At 74.2% G+C, this 15,643-nt stretch carries 12 protein-coding genes; 3 read left to right on the top strand and 9 right to left on the bottom strand.

The features are described from left to right. Positions 1-24: 24 nt before the first annotated feature. The 4 genes from AWW66_RS20785 to AWW66_RS34510 all read right to left on the bottom strand — a co-directional run bounded on the left by AWW66_RS20785 (position 25) and on the right by AWW66_RS34510 (position 5,208). Complete coding sequence (locus AWW66_RS20785) at positions 25-1,920, bottom strand: CocE/NonD family hydrolase (RefSeq protein WP_245648397.1); 1,896 nt, start codon at positions 1,918-1,920, stop codon at positions 25-27. A gap of 137 nt (positions 1,921-2,057) precedes the next feature. Next, positions 2,058-2,969 carry a sulfotransferase family protein gene (locus AWW66_RS20780; protein WP_067369065.1) on the bottom strand — a complete coding sequence of 304 codons (912 nt, stop codon included), beginning with the start codon at positions 2,967-2,969 and terminating at the stop codon, positions 2,058-2,060. Positions 2,970-2,974: 5 nt separating this feature from the next. Further along, a complete protein-coding gene (locus AWW66_RS20775; RefSeq protein ID WP_083978675.1) occupies positions 2,975-3,967 on the bottom strand; it encodes a sulfotransferase family protein in 993 nt (330 codons plus the stop codon). Then, the gene (locus AWW66_RS34510) at positions 3,964-5,208 is read right to left on the bottom strand and encodes a glycosyltransferase (RefSeq protein ID WP_067369058.1); all 1,245 of its coding nucleotides are present in this window, start codon (positions 5,206-5,208) and stop codon (positions 3,964-3,966) included. The genes AWW66_RS20775 and AWW66_RS34510 overlap by 4 nt, the downstream gene beginning before the upstream one ends. A 273-nt stretch (positions 5,209-5,481) precedes the next feature. Here AWW66_RS34510 and AWW66_RS34505 point away from each other — a divergent pair, with 273 nt between their 5' ends. The 3 genes from AWW66_RS34505 to AWW66_RS20755 are packed head-to-tail and all read left to right on the top strand — an operon-like array spanning position 5,482 to position 8,742. After that, complete coding sequence (locus AWW66_RS34505) at positions 5,482-6,447, top strand: sulfotransferase family protein (RefSeq protein WP_067369055.1); 966 nt, start codon at positions 5,482-5,484, stop codon at positions 6,445-6,447. After that, positions 6,440-7,246 (top strand): sulfotransferase family protein, encoded by an 807-nt coding sequence (locus AWW66_RS20760; RefSeq protein ID WP_067369053.1) that lies wholly within the window; start codon positions 6,440-6,442, stop codon positions 7,244-7,246. The genes AWW66_RS34505 and AWW66_RS20760 overlap by 8 nt, the downstream gene beginning before the upstream one ends. Then, positions 7,243-8,742 (top strand): hypothetical protein, encoded by a 1,500-nt coding sequence (locus AWW66_RS20755; RefSeq protein ID WP_067369050.1) that lies wholly within the window; start codon positions 7,243-7,245, stop codon positions 8,740-8,742. Before AWW66_RS20760 ends, AWW66_RS20755 begins: the two co-directional genes overlap by 4 nt. Before the next feature lie 258 nt (positions 8,743-9,000). Here AWW66_RS20755 and AWW66_RS20750 read toward each other — a convergent pair whose 3' ends face one another. The 5 genes from AWW66_RS20750 to AWW66_RS20730 all read right to left on the bottom strand — a co-directional run bounded on the left by AWW66_RS20750 (position 9,001) and on the right by AWW66_RS20730 (position 15,494). Next, the gene (locus tag AWW66_RS20750; RefSeq protein ID WP_083978673.1) at positions 9,001-9,846 is read right to left on the bottom strand and encodes a sulfotransferase family protein; all 846 of its coding nucleotides are present in this window, start codon (positions 9,844-9,846) and stop codon (positions 9,001-9,003) included. After that, positions 9,843-11,507, bottom strand: coding sequence for a flippase (locus tag AWW66_RS20745; RefSeq protein WP_067369047.1), 1,665 nt, complete (start codon positions 11,505-11,507; stop codon positions 9,843-9,845). Before AWW66_RS20745 ends, AWW66_RS20750 begins: the two co-directional genes overlap by 4 nt. 9 nt (positions 11,508-11,516) lie before the next feature. Continuing rightward, positions 11,517-12,620: a Wzz/FepE/Etk N-terminal domain-containing protein gene (locus tag AWW66_RS20740; RefSeq protein ID WP_083978672.1), complete on the bottom strand. Its 1,104-nt coding sequence runs from the start codon at positions 12,618-12,620 to the stop codon at positions 11,517-11,519. Next, a complete protein-coding gene (locus AWW66_RS20735) occupies positions 12,617-14,137 on the bottom strand; it encodes an O-antigen ligase family protein (protein WP_067369041.1) in 1,521 nt (506 codons plus the stop codon). Before AWW66_RS20735 ends, AWW66_RS20740 begins: the two co-directional genes overlap by 4 nt. 76 nt (positions 14,138-14,213) lie before the next feature. Beyond that, on the bottom strand, positions 14,214-15,494 hold the full coding sequence (locus tag AWW66_RS20730) for a glycosyltransferase family 4 protein (RefSeq protein ID WP_157527641.1): 1,281 nt from the start codon (positions 15,492-15,494) through the stop codon (positions 14,214-14,216). Positions 15,495-15,643: the final 149 nt, after the last annotated feature.

The following is a 15,643-nucleotide window of genomic DNA, read 5'->3' as shown; positions in this document are numbered from 1 at the left end:
GCCCGGCCGGTCAGCGGGTGCGGATCAGAGTCCGGCGGCGTGGGCGGCGGCGGTGCCCCCGACCACGGGCAGGACGATCTTGCTGCTCTTCAGGTTCACCGTGATGTTCGCGAGCGTGGTGTCGGCCTGGCTGGAGTACTGCGGGTAGCTGGCCACCAGGATCACGCCGATGCGGTGACCGGCCTTGAAGACGTAGTCCTCGGGCAGCAGCGGCCAGGTGAAGTTGTAGCTCTCACCCGGCACCAGCGGCACCGACTGGCGCAGCGAGATCCGGTTCTGGGCGTCCATGATGCCCTTGGTCACCAGCTCCGAGTCGGCGGTGGCGACCCGCTTGACGGTCTGCCGGTAGCAGCCGGGGTCGTGCTCGTTGCCCAGGCCCCAGCAGTCCTTGGTGTCCAGGGTGATGATGCCCTCGCCGGAGGCCCGGTGGGCGACCCGCTCGTCGCGGCCGTAGTCGACCAGGATGACCCCGAAGTTGGTGTCGGTCTGGTCGGCGGAGGCCCGGATCTGCATGGTCGGGGTACCGGAGATGTGCAGCGGCGCGGTCAGCGGCTCGGACAGGAAGGCCAGCCGGTTGGGCTGGACCACGTCCGGGTTGTTGATCATCGTGGTCTGCGACTGGGTCCGGTGGTCCTGGAAGCCCGAGGTCACCGGCTTGGCGGTCGGGACCAGCTTGAGTCCGCCGGCCCCGGTGGTGCCGGGCTGGAGGAAGACCTCGGTCTGGGCCATGCCCGGGATCGGCCAGTCGGCGTGGGTCTCCCACACGTCGGCGGCCCGCTCGATGTCCAGGCGCGGCTCGTCCATGATGCCGTTGGAGATGCCCTGGAGCCAGAAGTCGAACCAGCGGTGCAGGGTGTTCACCCACACCTCCCGGCGGGAGTCGAACGGGTCGACGTGCCCCTCCTGGGAGATCCACAGCTTGCGCGGGACGTCGTTCTCCGCGAGGGCGTACCAGTACTTGCTCATGTGGTCGGCACGGACGTTGTCGTCGTTGATGCCGTGGTAGAGCAGCACGCTGGCGGTCTGGTTCGGGACCTTCTTGACGTAGCTGCGCTCGTTCCAGAAGGAGGTGTAGTCACCGTGCTCGTCGCCGTCGGCCGCGCCGATGGCGTCGCGCACCGGCGCGCAGTGCGCCCGCCGCTCCGGGTTGGTGACCACGTTCGCCAGGTAGGAGACGTAGCTGTTGCCCCGGGTGACCACGCCGTTGCTGCGCACGTAGTCGTAGTACTCGGTGGGGCCGCCGATCGGCACGATCGTGGTCAGGCCCTTCACCCCGGTCACCGCGGTGGCCATGGCCAGCGAGCCGTCGTACGACTTGCCGATCATGCCGGTCTTGCCGTTGTGCCAGTCCGCCTTGACGATCTCACCGGCGGCGTTGCGGGCGGTGGCCCGGCCGTTCAGCCAGTTGATCGCCTGCTTGGCGGAGATGTTGTCTTCCTTGGCGTTCGTGGTGGGGCAGCCGGTGGAGAAGCCGGTGCCGACCATGTCCAGCAGGATCACCGCGTAACCGCGCGGGACGAAGTAGTTGTCGTACCACAGCGGCCACTTGTCGAGCAGCCCGTCGCCGTCGACGTCGACCTTGCACTCGGAGTCGTTGCCCCGGCACAGCGTGGTGTAGTACGGGCTGGCGTCCATCACGACCGGGACCTTGAGCCCGTCCTGCGTCGCCTTCGGCCGCATGACGTCGAACGCGATGATGTCGCGCAGGCCGTCCTTGTCGCTGTCGAAGGTGGATTCGACGAAGAGGCGCTCCCGGATGGCGTCGCCGTAGCCGAACACCGGTTGCGTGACGCCGTCGGTGACGACGATCGTCGGCGGCTCGTCCGCCGCCACCGCCTGGGGCGAAACGCCGAGGACGGCGAGGGCCGTCACGGAGAGGACCGCGAGTCCCCTGCGCCAGGGCCTTCTCATTCCAGCCATGCAGTGTCTCCTTGTGGGGGTTCTCAGGCTGGTGAGGCTACGAGCCGGGGTCCCCCTGCGCCATCTGCACCTGTAGGAAAATTCACCGGCCGGCTTCGACCCCGTCACCTCCTTCGCGCACCCGGCCGGTGCGCAGGTCAGCCCCGGTAACCCCACTCCCGCAGCGGCTTGTCGAGGACCCGCTCGACGGCGGCGAGCTGGCCGGGGCTCAGCTCGTCGTGGTACGCGGCCCGCCGGCCGCTCTCGAAGCGGTACCGCCCGAAGCCGCGTTCGAACGCCGGGCTCCACTCCAGCCCGAGGAAGTCGAGCATCCGGGCGACCTCCCCGCGCGGGTCGGCCACCAGGTCCTCGTAGCGCACGTCCAGCCACTGCTGCTCCGGGTGCGCGGCACGGGCCTCGACGAAGCGGTTCATCAGCAGCTTCCAGCCGAGCGCGGCGAGCACCGGGAACGAGCGGTCGTACTCCTCCCACTCCTGCCGCAGGTCGGTGGGCAGCGGCCCGAGGAACCAGTTCTCCGGCCCCTGCCACCCGTCCCACCAGCCCATCTGGAGCCACGAGTTGGTCACCGCCCGGCCGTCGCGCACCACGTTGACCACCCGCAGGTCCGGGTACGCGGCCCGGAGGAACCCGGTACGCGGCCAGCCGGTGACGTGGTGCAGCAGCATCCGGCAGCGCTGCCGCTCCAGCCGGCTGTCGAAGAAGGCCCGCAGCCGCCGGGCCACGAACGGGGTGAGGTCGTCGGCGGTGAGGTCCCGGCAGGGGCGGGAGAACCCGGCCACCACGTGCCGGTCCAGCAACCGGTACGCCTCGGACGGGGCGACCCGCAGCCGTCCCTTCTCCAGCAGCCGGCGGGCGTGCGCGAGGGAGGTCATCCCGGACGGGCGGGGCGCGGAGCGCCGGTAGAGCGGGCCGTTGAACCGACCGGTGAGGTTGAGCCGGGACAGCTTGTCGTCGACCCCGGAGACGAACCCGACCCCGGGGTGCCGGGAGAGCAGCTCCTGCACCAGGGTCGAGCCGCACCGCCCTGTCCCCACCACCAGCGACAACATCTCTCTCAGCCCTCCTCGTCCCCGGTCGACGCGCCGACCGGGGCACTTCGCGACCCGACGTCCGTGCTCTGGGCCCCCCGGCGCACCGGGTAGCCGAAACGGCGCAGGCCCGGCACGGTCAGCGCGGTCACCACCGCGTACGACCACCGGGACAGGCCCTGCCGCCACTGGTCGTCGACCCGGATCGGCACCAGGCCGGTCCGGTGCCGCGACGGGTTGCCCGCCACCGAGTGGGTGGGGGCCAGCCGGACCGTGGCCGGGTCGGTGAACGGCCCGGCCCCGGGCTCGATCCCGGCGAACGCGGCGATCCGGGCCATTGTCCCGGCCGGGTCGGCGGTCAGGTCCTCGTACCGCACCCGCAGGTAGCGCCCGCCGTCACCGGCCCAGATCCGGGCGGTGACGGCGTTCCACACCGACCAGAGCAGCGCCGCCTTCCACACCGGTGGCCGGCTCATCAGCCGCTGGTCGGCCGCGCCGTCCAGGCCCCGGCGGCGACGCCAGGAGAAGGCGGTGGCCCGGGGGTCCCGGACCACGTGCAGCACCCGCAGGTCGATGCCGGGCAGGGCGCCGAGCAGGGCGCCGTACGGCGGCAGCTTCGACGAGTCGACCACCACCCGGGCCCCGGCGTGCCGGGCCACCGCGGCGTACAGGTCGGTCAGCACCGCGTCGTCGGGGTGCGGGTCCACCGGACGGCGGCCGGCACGGACCCGGCGCAGCAGCTCGGGCACCTCACGCATCCGCAGCCGGCCGCGCAGCCGGGCGGCGATCGCGCCGGCCCGCTCCACCGGCACCTCCCGGCGCACCTCGCGCCACAGCGGGCAGTCCCGGAACGGCTGGCCGCAGCCGCAGGGGCGGTTGTCCACCTCGCCGCGCTGCCACAGGTACCGCAGCTCACCGGCGGCGAGGACGCCGTCGTACTGGCCGAGGACGTTGGTGACCAGGGTACTGCCGCTGCGACCGCTGCCGGCCAGGTAGAGCACCCGCACGGGTGGCGTCACGCGGGCGCCCCGATCCGGCGGCCGGCGTTGGCGTACACCTCGCGCAGCCGGGACAGGTGGGCCTGCGGGCTGAAGTCCCGCTCGATCCGGTCCCGCCCGGCCCGGCCTAGCCGGTACGCCCGCTGCGGGTCGGCCAGCACCCGGCGCAGCCCGGCGGCGAGCGCGGCCGGGTCGTCGGCGGCGACCACCTCCCCGTCGACACCGGGGGTGACCAGCTCGGGCAGCCCGCCGAGGTCGGTGGCGACCACCGGCACGCCGCAGGCGAACGCCTCCAGCACCGCCATCGGCTGGTTCTCGTTCCACCGCGACGGCACCGCCGCCACCGCCGCCGAGCGGACCAGGTCCTGCAGGCGGGCCTTGTCCAGCCGGCCGTGGAAGCGGACCCGGCCGGGGGCCCGCCGCCGGGCCAGCTCGGTGAGGTCGGCGCGGGCCGGGCCGTCGCCGGCCACGTCGAGCACCACCTCGGCGCTTAGCTGCGCGACCGCCTCGATCAGCACGTCGACGCCCTTCTCCGGGGAGAGCCGGCCGGCGAAGACGACACCGCCGCCCGGGGTCTGCTTCACCGCCGTGGCCGCCACGTCGACGAAGTGCGGGACGACGTGCATCCGGTCCGGGAAGACACCGGCCCGGGTCATCACCTGGGCGAGGAACCGGCTGGGGCTGACGAACGCCTGCACCGGGCCGTACGCCCGGGTCAGCCGGTGCAGCCAGGACTCCACGGCGAGCAGCGAGCTGGCGCCCAGCGAGCCGTCCTTGCAGCGGCGGCGGGCCGCCCGCAGCGGTCCGCCGGTCACGCAGGCGTCGCAGACCCGCCCCCGGTCGAGCATCTGGTAGCTGGGGCAGGCCAGCTTGTAGTCGTGCAGGGTCATCACCGCCGGTACCCGGGCCACCCGGGTCGCGGCCAGCACCGACGGGGAGAGCTGGTGGTAGATGTTGTGCAGGTGCACCACGTCGGGGCGGAAGTCCTCGATCACCCGGGCCAGGCCGCGCCGGCTGGCCGGCGACCAGACCATCCGCGCCGCCGCCGAGGTGCGCGGGCGCAGCCCGCGCGGCGCCGGCTCCAGCTCCACCAGCGGTGGGAAGTGCCGGGTGTACGGCGTCGGGGTGTCGTTCTCGGGGTGGTCCATGCCGAAGTACGCGACCTCGTCCCCGTCGCCCCGTTGCAGCTCGGCGACGTCGAGCAGGTAACCCTCGGCGCCGCCGCGTCGGTAGAGGAACTTGTTGACATGGAGGACACGCATGAGCCTGCTCCGAAGACGGCCTGCGGGCAGGCCCGTTCTGGGGTGGGTGCCGGGGAGGATCGGTGGCGGGTGCCGGGGTGGTCGGACGGGTCGGGTGGTCAGCGGGGCCGACCAGGGGCCCACGCTATGCAAACCGGACGGATGAGTCCAGATCAGGGCCGCCAACTGACCACACGGCTGATCTTCAGGTGGCCGCACGGCCACGTGGCCAGGCAGGATGGTCGCCCGGTAGCGTGTGCTGCGCCCCAGACAGTCGCGGCCGAGGAGGTTCCGGTGGCCGACCCCGACGAGCCGTCGGCTCTCGCCTACACCGCCCGACGGGTGGTGCGGCACCTGCGGTGGGCCCGTACCGAGGGGATCCGGCGGCTGGTCGAGGAGGACCGGCTCGACCCGGTCGAGCGGATCGGCACCGCGCTGGCCAAGCGGCGGTGGCGGCGGGCCAACCCGGTGCCGCCCGGCGCGGCCGTGCCGGTCTGGCTGGTCGGCCTGCAACGGTCCGGCACGAACATGCTGACCCGGGGGCTGGACGCGCTGCCCTCGGTCGAGGTGCGCAACGAGAACGACCGGCAGGTGTTCCACCGGTTCCAGTTGCGCCCCGACGCCGTCGTCACCGCCGTGCTGCGCCGCAGCCGGCACCGGTACGTGCTGGTCAAGCCGCTGTGCCAGAGCCACCGGGTGGACGAGTTGCTGGCCCTGCCGGGGCTGGCCCCCGGGCGGGCGCTGTGGGCGTACCGGGACGTGGACGACCGGGCCCGCTCCGAGGTGGCGAAGTTCGGCGACGCGAACCTGCGGGCGTTGCGGGCCGTCGCCGAGGGCACGATCGGCGACCGGTGGCAGGGGCAACGGTTGGACGGGGCGGCCCGCGAGCTGGTCGCCTCCTTCGACTACGACCGGATGACCCCGCACACCGCCGCCGCGCTGTTCTGGTACCTGCGCAACTCGCTGGTGCTCCGCCTCGGCCTGGCCGACCGGGCCGACGTGCTGCTCTGCTCGTACGACGCGCTGGTGGCGGAGCCGGCCGGGTACACCCGACGGCTCTGCGCCTTCCTCGACCTGCCGTACGATCCGGCGTTGCACGCGCACGTCGAGGCCCGTACCCCGCGCCGGGACCCGCTGCCGATCGACGGGCGGGTCCGGGCGCTCTGCGCCGACCTGACCGACCGGCTGGACGCGCTGGCCCGACTCGACACGACGACCGGAGGACGACCCGTGCGGCAGGGGGCGGTGGAGCATGACTGAGGACCCGACCCCGGACACGCCGGCCGCGCCGGTCCGCCGCGACGGGCCGATCTTCCTGGTCGGCTGCCAGCGCTCCGGCACCACGATGCTGCGCCTGGTGCTCGACTCGCACTCGCGGATCAGTTGCGGCCCGGAGACCCGGTTCCTCACCGACATGCAGCGCATCGTCGGCCGGGACTGGGAGCGGCTGGCCCGGTTCGGCCTGCCCCGGGAGGACTGGCTGCGCCGGATCGCCGACTTCTTCGGCGGCGTGCACGCCGACTACGCCCGGTCCCGGGGCAAGACCCGCTGGGCGGACAAGACCCCGTTGTACGCGCTCTCCATCGACTTCCTCGCCGAGGTCTTCCCCGACGCGCAGTTCGTGCACGTCATCCGGGACGGCCGGGACGTGGTCGTGTCGCACCGCAAGCGGTTCGGCTACTGGTCGGCGGTGAAGTGCGTGGTGAAGTGGCCCCGGTACATCCGGACCGCCCGCGCCTCGGGTGCCCGGCTGCCCGCCGACCGGTACCTGGAACTGCGTTACGAGGACACCGTCCGGGAACCGGAGAAGACCATGCGTACCCTGTTCGAGTTCCTCGGCGAGCCGTGGGAGCCCGGCGCCCTCGACTACGGCGACAAGCCGCACGACGTGGCCGGCAAGTACACCGTGGAGGCGGACCGGCGGCGGGCCGCCGCCGGCACCGACGCCTCGATCTACGAGTCGCGGGTCGGCACGTACCGGCGGGAGCTGGACCCGTTCCTGCGGGTGCTGGCCCGGGTCTTCTCCGGCCGGATGCTGCGCGAACTGGGGTACCGGTGAGGCCCCGGCCCGGGTCGCGGGCGGCCCGGCTGCTGGTCGGCGCCCTCGTCGTGGCGCTGACCGCCACGGCCTGCTCCAGCGACCCTGAGCCGACGCCCGACCCGGCGCCGACCTCCGCCACGCCGGACGCCTCCGGCCCGACCACCGGCCCGTCGGCGGGGCCCGGCCCGGCCGGCCCGCCGAGCGTGCCGAACCCGTTCGGCGCGCACTGGGACTGGTCCCGCTACGAGCAGTTCAAGCCGTACCTGGCGAAGATCTCCGGCTCGGCGACCTACCAGGAGATCACCTGGTGCGCGATGGAGCCGACCCAGGGCAACCGCGACTACGCGGCGCTGGACCGGATCGCGCAGCGCAGCCGGGACCTCGGCATCACCCTGCACATCAAGATCCGTACGGGGGTGTGCTGGGCCACCGGCGGCACGCCGCAGTTCACCCGGGGGCAGGCCAACAAGACCGAGTCGGCGATGCCGCTGGACATGGCGACGTACCAGGCCTTCGTCACCGACATCGTGAAGCGGTACGCGCCGTACGGGGTGCGCCAGTTCGCCATCGAGAACGAGGTCAACGCGCCGCAGTACTGGGCGGGCACCCCCGAGGACTACAAGCGGCTGGTCGCCTCGGCCGCCGAGGCGATCCGGGCGGCCGACCCGCAGGCGAAGGTCGTCGACTCCGGCATCAGCAGCGTGGCGTACGGGATGGGCGTCGCCGACCGGCTGCTCACGGCCGGGGACGAGGCCGGGGCGGTGGCCGCCTACCAGGCGTACTTCGTGCGCCGGATCGGTACCCGGGGGCAGAAGATCCCGGCGGTGACCGACGGGGCCGGGCTGCGGACCGCGCTGGCCAACGACCAGAACTCCCGTAACCTCCAGTTCCTCGCCGCGACCGAGCAACTGCTCGACGAGCGGGTCGTCGACGTGCGGCAACTGCACTACTACGAGCACTTCGCGGCGGTGCCGGTGCTGCTGGACTACCTGCGCGCGCAGAACCCGGCCGGGGTGCCGACGCAGGCGTGGGAGGTCGGCCAGTTCTGGCGCGACGGCGACGGGGACGCCGCCTCCCGCAGCGACGAGATGGTCAAGACGGTCAGCCAACTGGTGGCCGGCGGCATCGACCAGGTGCTCTGGCTGCCGCTGGGCTACAACCCGAACAACCGGGCCGGCTCCGAGGTGCGCTACGGCCTGCTCGACCCGGACGGCACGGAACGGCTGGCCGGCACGATGATGGCCGAGTTGGCGGTCGCGGCGCGGGACGCCACCGTCGAGCCGGTGGCCGACAAGGGGCTGGTCGGGGTCGCGTTCCGGCGCGGGACGGAGAGCACCCTGGTGGTCTGGTCGTCGTCCGACGCCACGGTGTCGGTGCCGGCCGCCCCCGGCCTGACCAACGACAAGCTCGGCACCGCCTCGGCGGCGAGGTCCGGCGCGGTGAGCGTCGGCTCCTCGCCGGTGCTGCTCCGCGGCACCGGTGACCCGGCCAGCATCCTCGCCACCATCCGCTAGCCGCCGGCGCCGCACCGGGGTGTCGTTGACGGCTGACGGCGCTGATCGGACGCGGGGAGCCGACCGTGGGGTCTGTTGGCCGTCCTGTCGAGCTGCCCCGGGCACGGGACCACCCGCGTGCCCGCCCCGCCCCCGCCCGGACACCTCCCCGGCACGCCCGGCCCACGACCTCGCCAGCGCCCCGTCCGTGGGGGCAGCTCGAAAGGGCCCGCCACCCACCACCGGCCACCCGCCGCCGTGAACGGGCGGGCGGTGGCGCTACCAGGTACGCGGCCAGTCGAGCAGGTCGGCGAGGCGGGCGTTGTGCGGGGCGAACTCGGCCCGCAGCCGCGCCCGTACCTCGTCGGTGAGCCCGGTGGGGCCCCGGTCGGCGCGGCGGGTGTGCCGGGCGAAGGTGTCCGGGGCGAACGGCGTCAGGCCGAGGAAGCGCAGGATGGTGGCGTACTCGCCGGCCGGGTCGGCGTACAGGTCCTCGCTGCGCACCACGTGCAGCCGGTCGGCGGGCAGGTGGGCGTACCAGCGGTCGAGCTGTTCGGCGTACCGGCCCCGGGCCGCGTAGGAGTAGGTGCGCAGCGCGTGGTGGGCGGCCGGGGTGTCCGGCCCGTCGCGCAGCGCCTCGGCCAGCCGCTGCGGTTCGGCGGCGAGCGCCTCGGCGAACCCCAGCGGCTCCTGCCCGTACGAGCGGCTGTGCAGGTAGTGCGAGTACGCCCGCTCCACCGGGTCACGCAGCAGCGCCACGAACCGCGCCTGCGGCAGCAGCGCGGCGACCCGGGCCGGCACGCTCGGGTGGAACAGGTAGTACGGGCTCGCCTCGAAGGTCAGCCGCCCGGCGGCGGGGGGCGGGAAGTGCGCCCGGTACCACCGCTCGCCCCGGCCGTGGTGCACGCTGAAGAACTGGAGTTCCTTGCCGGTCGCGGGGCGCACGTCCGGGTGGGCGGCGAGGTAGGCGTGCAGCGAGGTGGTGCCGCAGCGCTGCCCCCCGATGATCAGGAAGTCGGGCAGCGCCCCGGTCGGGCCGGGCCACGCCGCGCGGGCCCAGGCGCGGGTGCCCCGGACCACCCGGCGCAGCCGGTCCACCCCGCCCCGGCGCCGGTCCACGCTCATCGCGGCACCCCCGTGGCCGTCGGGGCGCCGCCGGCCGGGGCCGGGTCGGCGCCGTCCGCCGTCGGGGAGCCACGGGCCGGCAACGACCCGGCTCCGCCGGCCGGCGGGCCGCCGCGACCCCGGCGGCGGCGCAGCGTGCGCAGCACCATCACGTCCTCCTTGCTGAGCCCCAGCGCCAGCACCACCGCCAGGTAGACCGCCGCGATCACGGTGAGCCCGACCGCCAGCCGCCACGGCCAGCCCGGCACCAGGTCGCGGACCAGCAGCCCGGCGAGGGCCGCCGCGCCGGCGGCGGCCACCCCCTTGAGCATGCCGGCGCTGAACGGCAGGGCGCCGATCAGGTGCCGGACCTGCAGGACCCGGGCGACGTTCACCACGACCAGGGAGACGCTCCAGGCCACCGCCGAGCCGACGATGCCGTAGGCCGGGATCAGCCAGAGGTTCAGCAGCACGTTGATGACCAGGGCGGCCACGTTGTCGGCCATGTTCAGCGCCACCCGGCCGGACATGTTCAGCACGGTGCCGCACGGGCCGGTGGCCGCGTTGACCATCTGGCCGAGGGCGAGCACCACGGTCACCGCCGCCCCGGTGGCGATCTGGCCGTCGAAGACCCGCAGCAGGTCGCCGGGGATGACCAGCAGCGCGACGAAGGCGGGCAGCGACAGTCGGACCACCCAGCCGGTCGCCACCGTGTAGACCCGGCGGACGTCGGCCATCGCCCCCTGGTGGTACAGGTAGGCGATGTACGGCCCGAACGAGGCGTTGATCGGGGCGAGCACGAAGATGGCGACGGTGACCAGCCGGGTGGCGACGTTGTAGACGCCGATCTCGGGGTTGGCGAAGAAGCCGAGCAGCAGGGTGTCGACCCAGATCAGGCCGGTCGACGACAGCGACGACGCCCAGCTCACCGTGGAGAAGCCGAACAGCTGTCGGGGGCGGTACACCGGCCGGGCCGGCGCGACCCGGCGCAGCAGCCGGGCCAGCGCGACCAGGGCGAGCAGCGCCGCCGACCAGCCGGCCACCACCAGCGCCCAGAACGCGCCGGTCAGGCCGGCGCCGGTGACCAGGGCCAGGGTGGTGAGCAGCAGCCGGGTACCGGGCTCGTAGAGCTGGCCGATGTAGGTGAACGGGCGCTGGGTGCGCCAGCCCCGGGTGGCCGCCAGGGCCGCCTCGGTGATCGTCGTGGCGGGCAGCGTCAGGGCCACCAGGCGCAGCCCGGTGGCCAGGCCCGGGTCGTGCAGTTGCGCGGCGAGCCACGGGGCGGCGGCGGCCAGCCCGGCGGCGAGCGCCACCGAGGAGGCGACCGAGACGCCCAGCCCCAGCCGGATGGTGCCGCGCAGGGCGGGCGCGTCGTCGTCGGCCAGGTGCACCGCCACGAAGCGGGTCAGCCCGGCCCGGAAGCCGGAGAGCGACAGCAGCCCGAACAGCGACAGCACCGCGTAGCACTGGGCGTACCGGCCGACCTCCCGGACGCCGAGCAGCCGGGCCACCAGCAGCATGATCAGGAAGACGGCGGCCTGGCTGAGCAGGGCGCCGACCAGGTTGAGGCCGCCACCGCGGGCCATGCCCCGCACGTGCCGGTCGCCGCTGCCCGGGTCGCCGGTGCCGTCGGTCGGGGCCGGCCGGGACGTCGGCCCCGACCGGTTCGGATCGTCTGTCACGCCGTGGGCCTACCGGTGCCGGTTGTTCCGGTCGGTCAGCGCCGGCAGCACGACGGTGTCGTCGCTGCTGCCGCCCCGCGCCGGCCGGCTGGCGACCTGCGCCGGGACGGGGGTGGCCCGCCCGGTGGCCCCGCCGCGCCCGGCGGCCACCGCCCGGTTGCGGGAGAGCTGCTCCACCACGGCGACCAGCAGCACGGCCAGCAGCAGACCCGCGCCGGCCACCGGCAGCGCCAGGTTGACCAGGGCCCGGGTCCGGTCGACCGGCTCCACCGCGCCGACGCTGGTCACCTGGGCCGGGTCGGCGGCCTGGGACTGCGCCCGAGCCTGTTGCAGGCCCTGCCGGGCGTTGGCGAGGGCGCCGCTGGCGGTGTCCCGCTGGGCGAGCAGGGCCTGGTACTCGGGCAGCTTCGGGCCGAGCCCGTCGAGGCGCTTCTGCCCCTCGGCGATCGCCTCCTCGGCCTCGGCGGCGCCCCGCCCGTTGCCGACCGCCTGCATCTGCAGCCGCTGCTGCCGCATGGTGGCGATCTCCTGGAGGGTCGCCTGGTACAGCCGGTCCGGCTGGCGGACCTTGTTGGTCTTCTCCCACTCGTCGATCGCCTTGGTGGCGGTGGTCAGCTCGTCGGTGGCGGCCGTCACCTCGCTCTCGGCGATGCCCACCTGGCTGGCGAAGAGGAAGGCCAGGGCGCGCTGCCCGGTGGCGGTCAGCACCGGGGCGACCGTGGACCGGTCGGTCGCGGTGTACGTCACGGTGAGCTGGCTGCTGGCGCCGACCTGCGTGACCTTGAGCCCGGCGCGCAGGTCGGCGGCGCGTACCCCGGTGTCGGCGGAGACCTGGTCGACGACCTGCGGGGAGGTCACGGCGGCGGCGAAGGCCGCCGCGAACTGGGCAGCCGCCTGGGTGCCGGTGTACTGCTGGGCGGCGGCTCCCCCGACCAGCGCCGGGGCCGCCACGTACGAGGTCGCCGCGTACCGCGCGGGGCCGAGCAGGACGACGAGCGCCGCCGCTGCCGCCGCGACCAGCGGGACCCCCAGCAGGATCCAGAGTCGACGCCGCGCGACCCGCAGATAGTCGACGATCTCCACCCTTGCGCTCCCCACTGTCTGGTAGATCATCCGATGCTCCGCCCGACCGTCACCGACCGGGTGGGTGTCCCACTCCGGGCCGCGCCCCGCGCGACCGCGCTGGCCGCGGCGGCGAAGGCCGCGAAGTACCACAACGTGACCACGTTCGAGATCACGTTCGAGGCCGCGCTGACCGCGATGAACGCGACCGCGCAGCCGAGGAAGCCGATCGCGATACCCCGTTGCAGGCTGCCCGGCGGGGCCCGGCGCAGCGCCGTCCGCCCGGTGTGCAGGCAGAGCAGCATCATCGCCAGGTACGCGCCCAGGCCCAGCAGCCCGGTCTCGACGTACGCGCGCAGGAAGTCGTTGTGCGGCTTCTTCGCCTCGTCGGCCTCGAACTTGGTCATGTTCGGGCCGACCCCGGTGACCGGGTTGCGGTTGGCCAGCGTGACGATCTCCGACCAGTACCCGACCCGCCAGGCGAGGGTGTTGCCGGTGGGGCCGCCGCCGACGGCGGTGGCGTCGCCGAGTTGCCCGAAGCGCTGCGCCACCGACGGCAGCAGCGCGGCGCCGACCACCCCGACCAGGCAGAGCGCCACCAGCATCCGCTTGCTGCGGTGCAGCACCGCGACCACGACCAGCCCGATGGCCGCCCCGAGGATGGCGCTGCGGGTGTTGGTGAGCAGCAGGAACACCAGCGACAGGGCGAGCAGCGCGCCGAGGGCGACCCGCAGCCGCCGCTCCAGGAACCGGTACACGCCGAACCCGAAGATCACCATGAACATCAGGTACCGGCCGAAGGTGGTGGACTGGCTGAACGGGCCGCTGATCCGGGTGAAACCGCCCTTGACCTCGGCCGGCGGACTGCCGAGCAGGGACATCAGCACGGTGTAGCCGAGCGCGAGGACCAGCGAGGCGTACACCGCGAGCAGGATCCGGCGGACCGCCGGCAGGTCCGGCATCAACTGCTCCAGGACCACGAACATCACCACGACGGTGCCGATCCGCAGCGCCTCCAGCAGGCTGGGCACCGGCTGGGCCGCGCCCAGGGCGGCGACCAGGCCGGTCGCGCCGACCAGCAGCATCGCCACGCCCAGCGGGGAGGTGCGCAGCCGGCCGTCGCGGCGGAGCTGGGCGGCGAGCCAGAGCCCGGCGGCGAGCAGGAAGAGCACGGCGAGCAGGGTCGACGGATCCATGATCCGGCCGGCCCCGCCGCCGTCGGCCCGCCCGGCGGTGGGCCCGCTGAGCTTGAACAGGTCGACGCAGGAGCGCACCGCGAGCATCAGCATCACGTACGCCGCGAAGCGGGTGAGCGCGAGCACGCCGATGATCAGGCCGGCGGCCAGCGCCAGCGGCAGCACCATGCCGACCCGGTTGCCGCCGCTCATCGCCACCCCGGCGAGCACCGCCACCACCGCGCAGAGCAGCGCCGCGCCGCCGGTGAGCAGCCGTCCGGTCAGGTCACCGGCCGGGCGCCGGACGGCGGGCGGCCCGCCGCCGTCCGGGTCGGGTGGGGCGCCGCCGGACGTGCCGGGGTCGCGCACCGCGCCGTGCCGCTGTCCGTCCATCGCCGCCGACCGCTCGCTCGTAGGTGTGCACACAGGGGTGACCCGCCGGCCACCGCCGAGGGACCGGGAGAACGGCCTAATCTAACGGGTGCCGCTGCCGGGGCACATGGGCCGTTGCGCCGGGTGTGACCGACGGGTGGTCCGGGGCGCCGCGGGGCGGCCGGGTGGCCAGGTCGAGGTAGAGGCGTTCCAGGTCTCGGGCGGCGCTGTCCCAGCTGTACTCGACCAGGACCCGGTCGCGCAGCTCCCCGGCGCCGACCCGTTCGGCCTCGAGGTCGCTGGTCGCCGTGGCCAGCGCCCGCAGCAGGTCGTCGCCGTCGCCCTCGCGGAACAGTCGCCGGCCCGGCGCGTCCCGCTCCAGCACCTCGACGTGCGGTTCGATGTCGCTGGCCACCACCGGCAGCCCGTACGAGGCCGCCTCCAGCAGGGTCAGCGGCAGCCCCTCCAGCCGGGACGGCTGCACGAAGGCCGCCGCGTGCGAGTACAGCTCGGCGAGCAGGTCGCCGTAGGCGAACCCGGTGAACACGATGCGGGGGTCGGCGGCGGCCTCCTGGCGCAGCCGGGCGACGAACTCGTCGGTGAACGCCGAGCCGCCGACGACGGCCAGCCGCAGGTCGGTCGGGAGCCGCCGGAACGCGCGGACCAGCAGGTCGGCGGACTTCTCCGGGACCAGCCGGCCGACCAGGAGCAGGTACCCGCCGGGGGTGAGCCCGAACCGGTCGAGTTCCCGGGGCGGCAGGTGCTTGGGGGTGGCGACCCCGTTGGGGATGTAGTGGGCGGGCCGCCGGAACCGGGACTCGTAGTGCGCGGCCAGCCCCCGGGAGACGGTGACCAGGCCGTGCGGCACCGGCCCGCTGAGCCGGTACGCGGTGCCGAGCACCGCCCGCGCCGCCCGGCCCCACTTGTTGCGCTGGTTGTCCAGGCCGTGCACGGTGAGCACCACCGCCGACCGGCCGGCGTACCGGGGCAGCGGGGCCAGCAGGAACGGGCCGAGGCCGTGGTAGTGCACGACGTCGGGCCGCTCGGTCATGGCCGCCACGGTCGAGGTGGTGGAGTGCACGATGGCGTCGAGGTGCTTGCTGGCCACGGTCCGCGCCCGGCGCAGCCGGATGCCCCGGTACTCGGGGGTGGTGACGCCGCCGTAGCTGTCCCGGCAGTAGACGGTCACCTCGTGGCCGAAGGTGGCGAGCCGGCTGGCCATCTCCTCCACGTGCCGTTCGATCCCGCCGAAGGTGGCCGGCAGCCCCTTCTGGCCGATCATCGCCACCCGCAGCGGACGCCATCCGGGTGGTCGGGCGGGCTCCGGGTCGGGACGGCCCCGGCCGGTCAGCTCGGTGGCGTGATCGCGAGATTGCACAGTTTTCCCCCCAGGAGCGCGGCCCCGCAGCCCGTGAGCAGGCGTTCCGCGCCCCGGACGCTAGATCATGATCGGTGTCCGGGACAGGGTCCGGACAGCCAGCCGGCACCGGCCCGTTCGGCCGACTTCCCTCCCCCGCGGGCCACCCC

It is taken from the genome of Micromonospora rosaria (genome assembly GCF_001567585.1).
GTDB classification, from domain to species: Bacteria; Actinomycetota; Actinomycetes; order Mycobacteriales; family Micromonosporaceae; genus Micromonospora; species Micromonospora rosaria.
The sequence above is the reverse complement of the archived record's forward strand: the minus strand, read 5'-3'. Positions and strand labels throughout refer to the sequence as shown.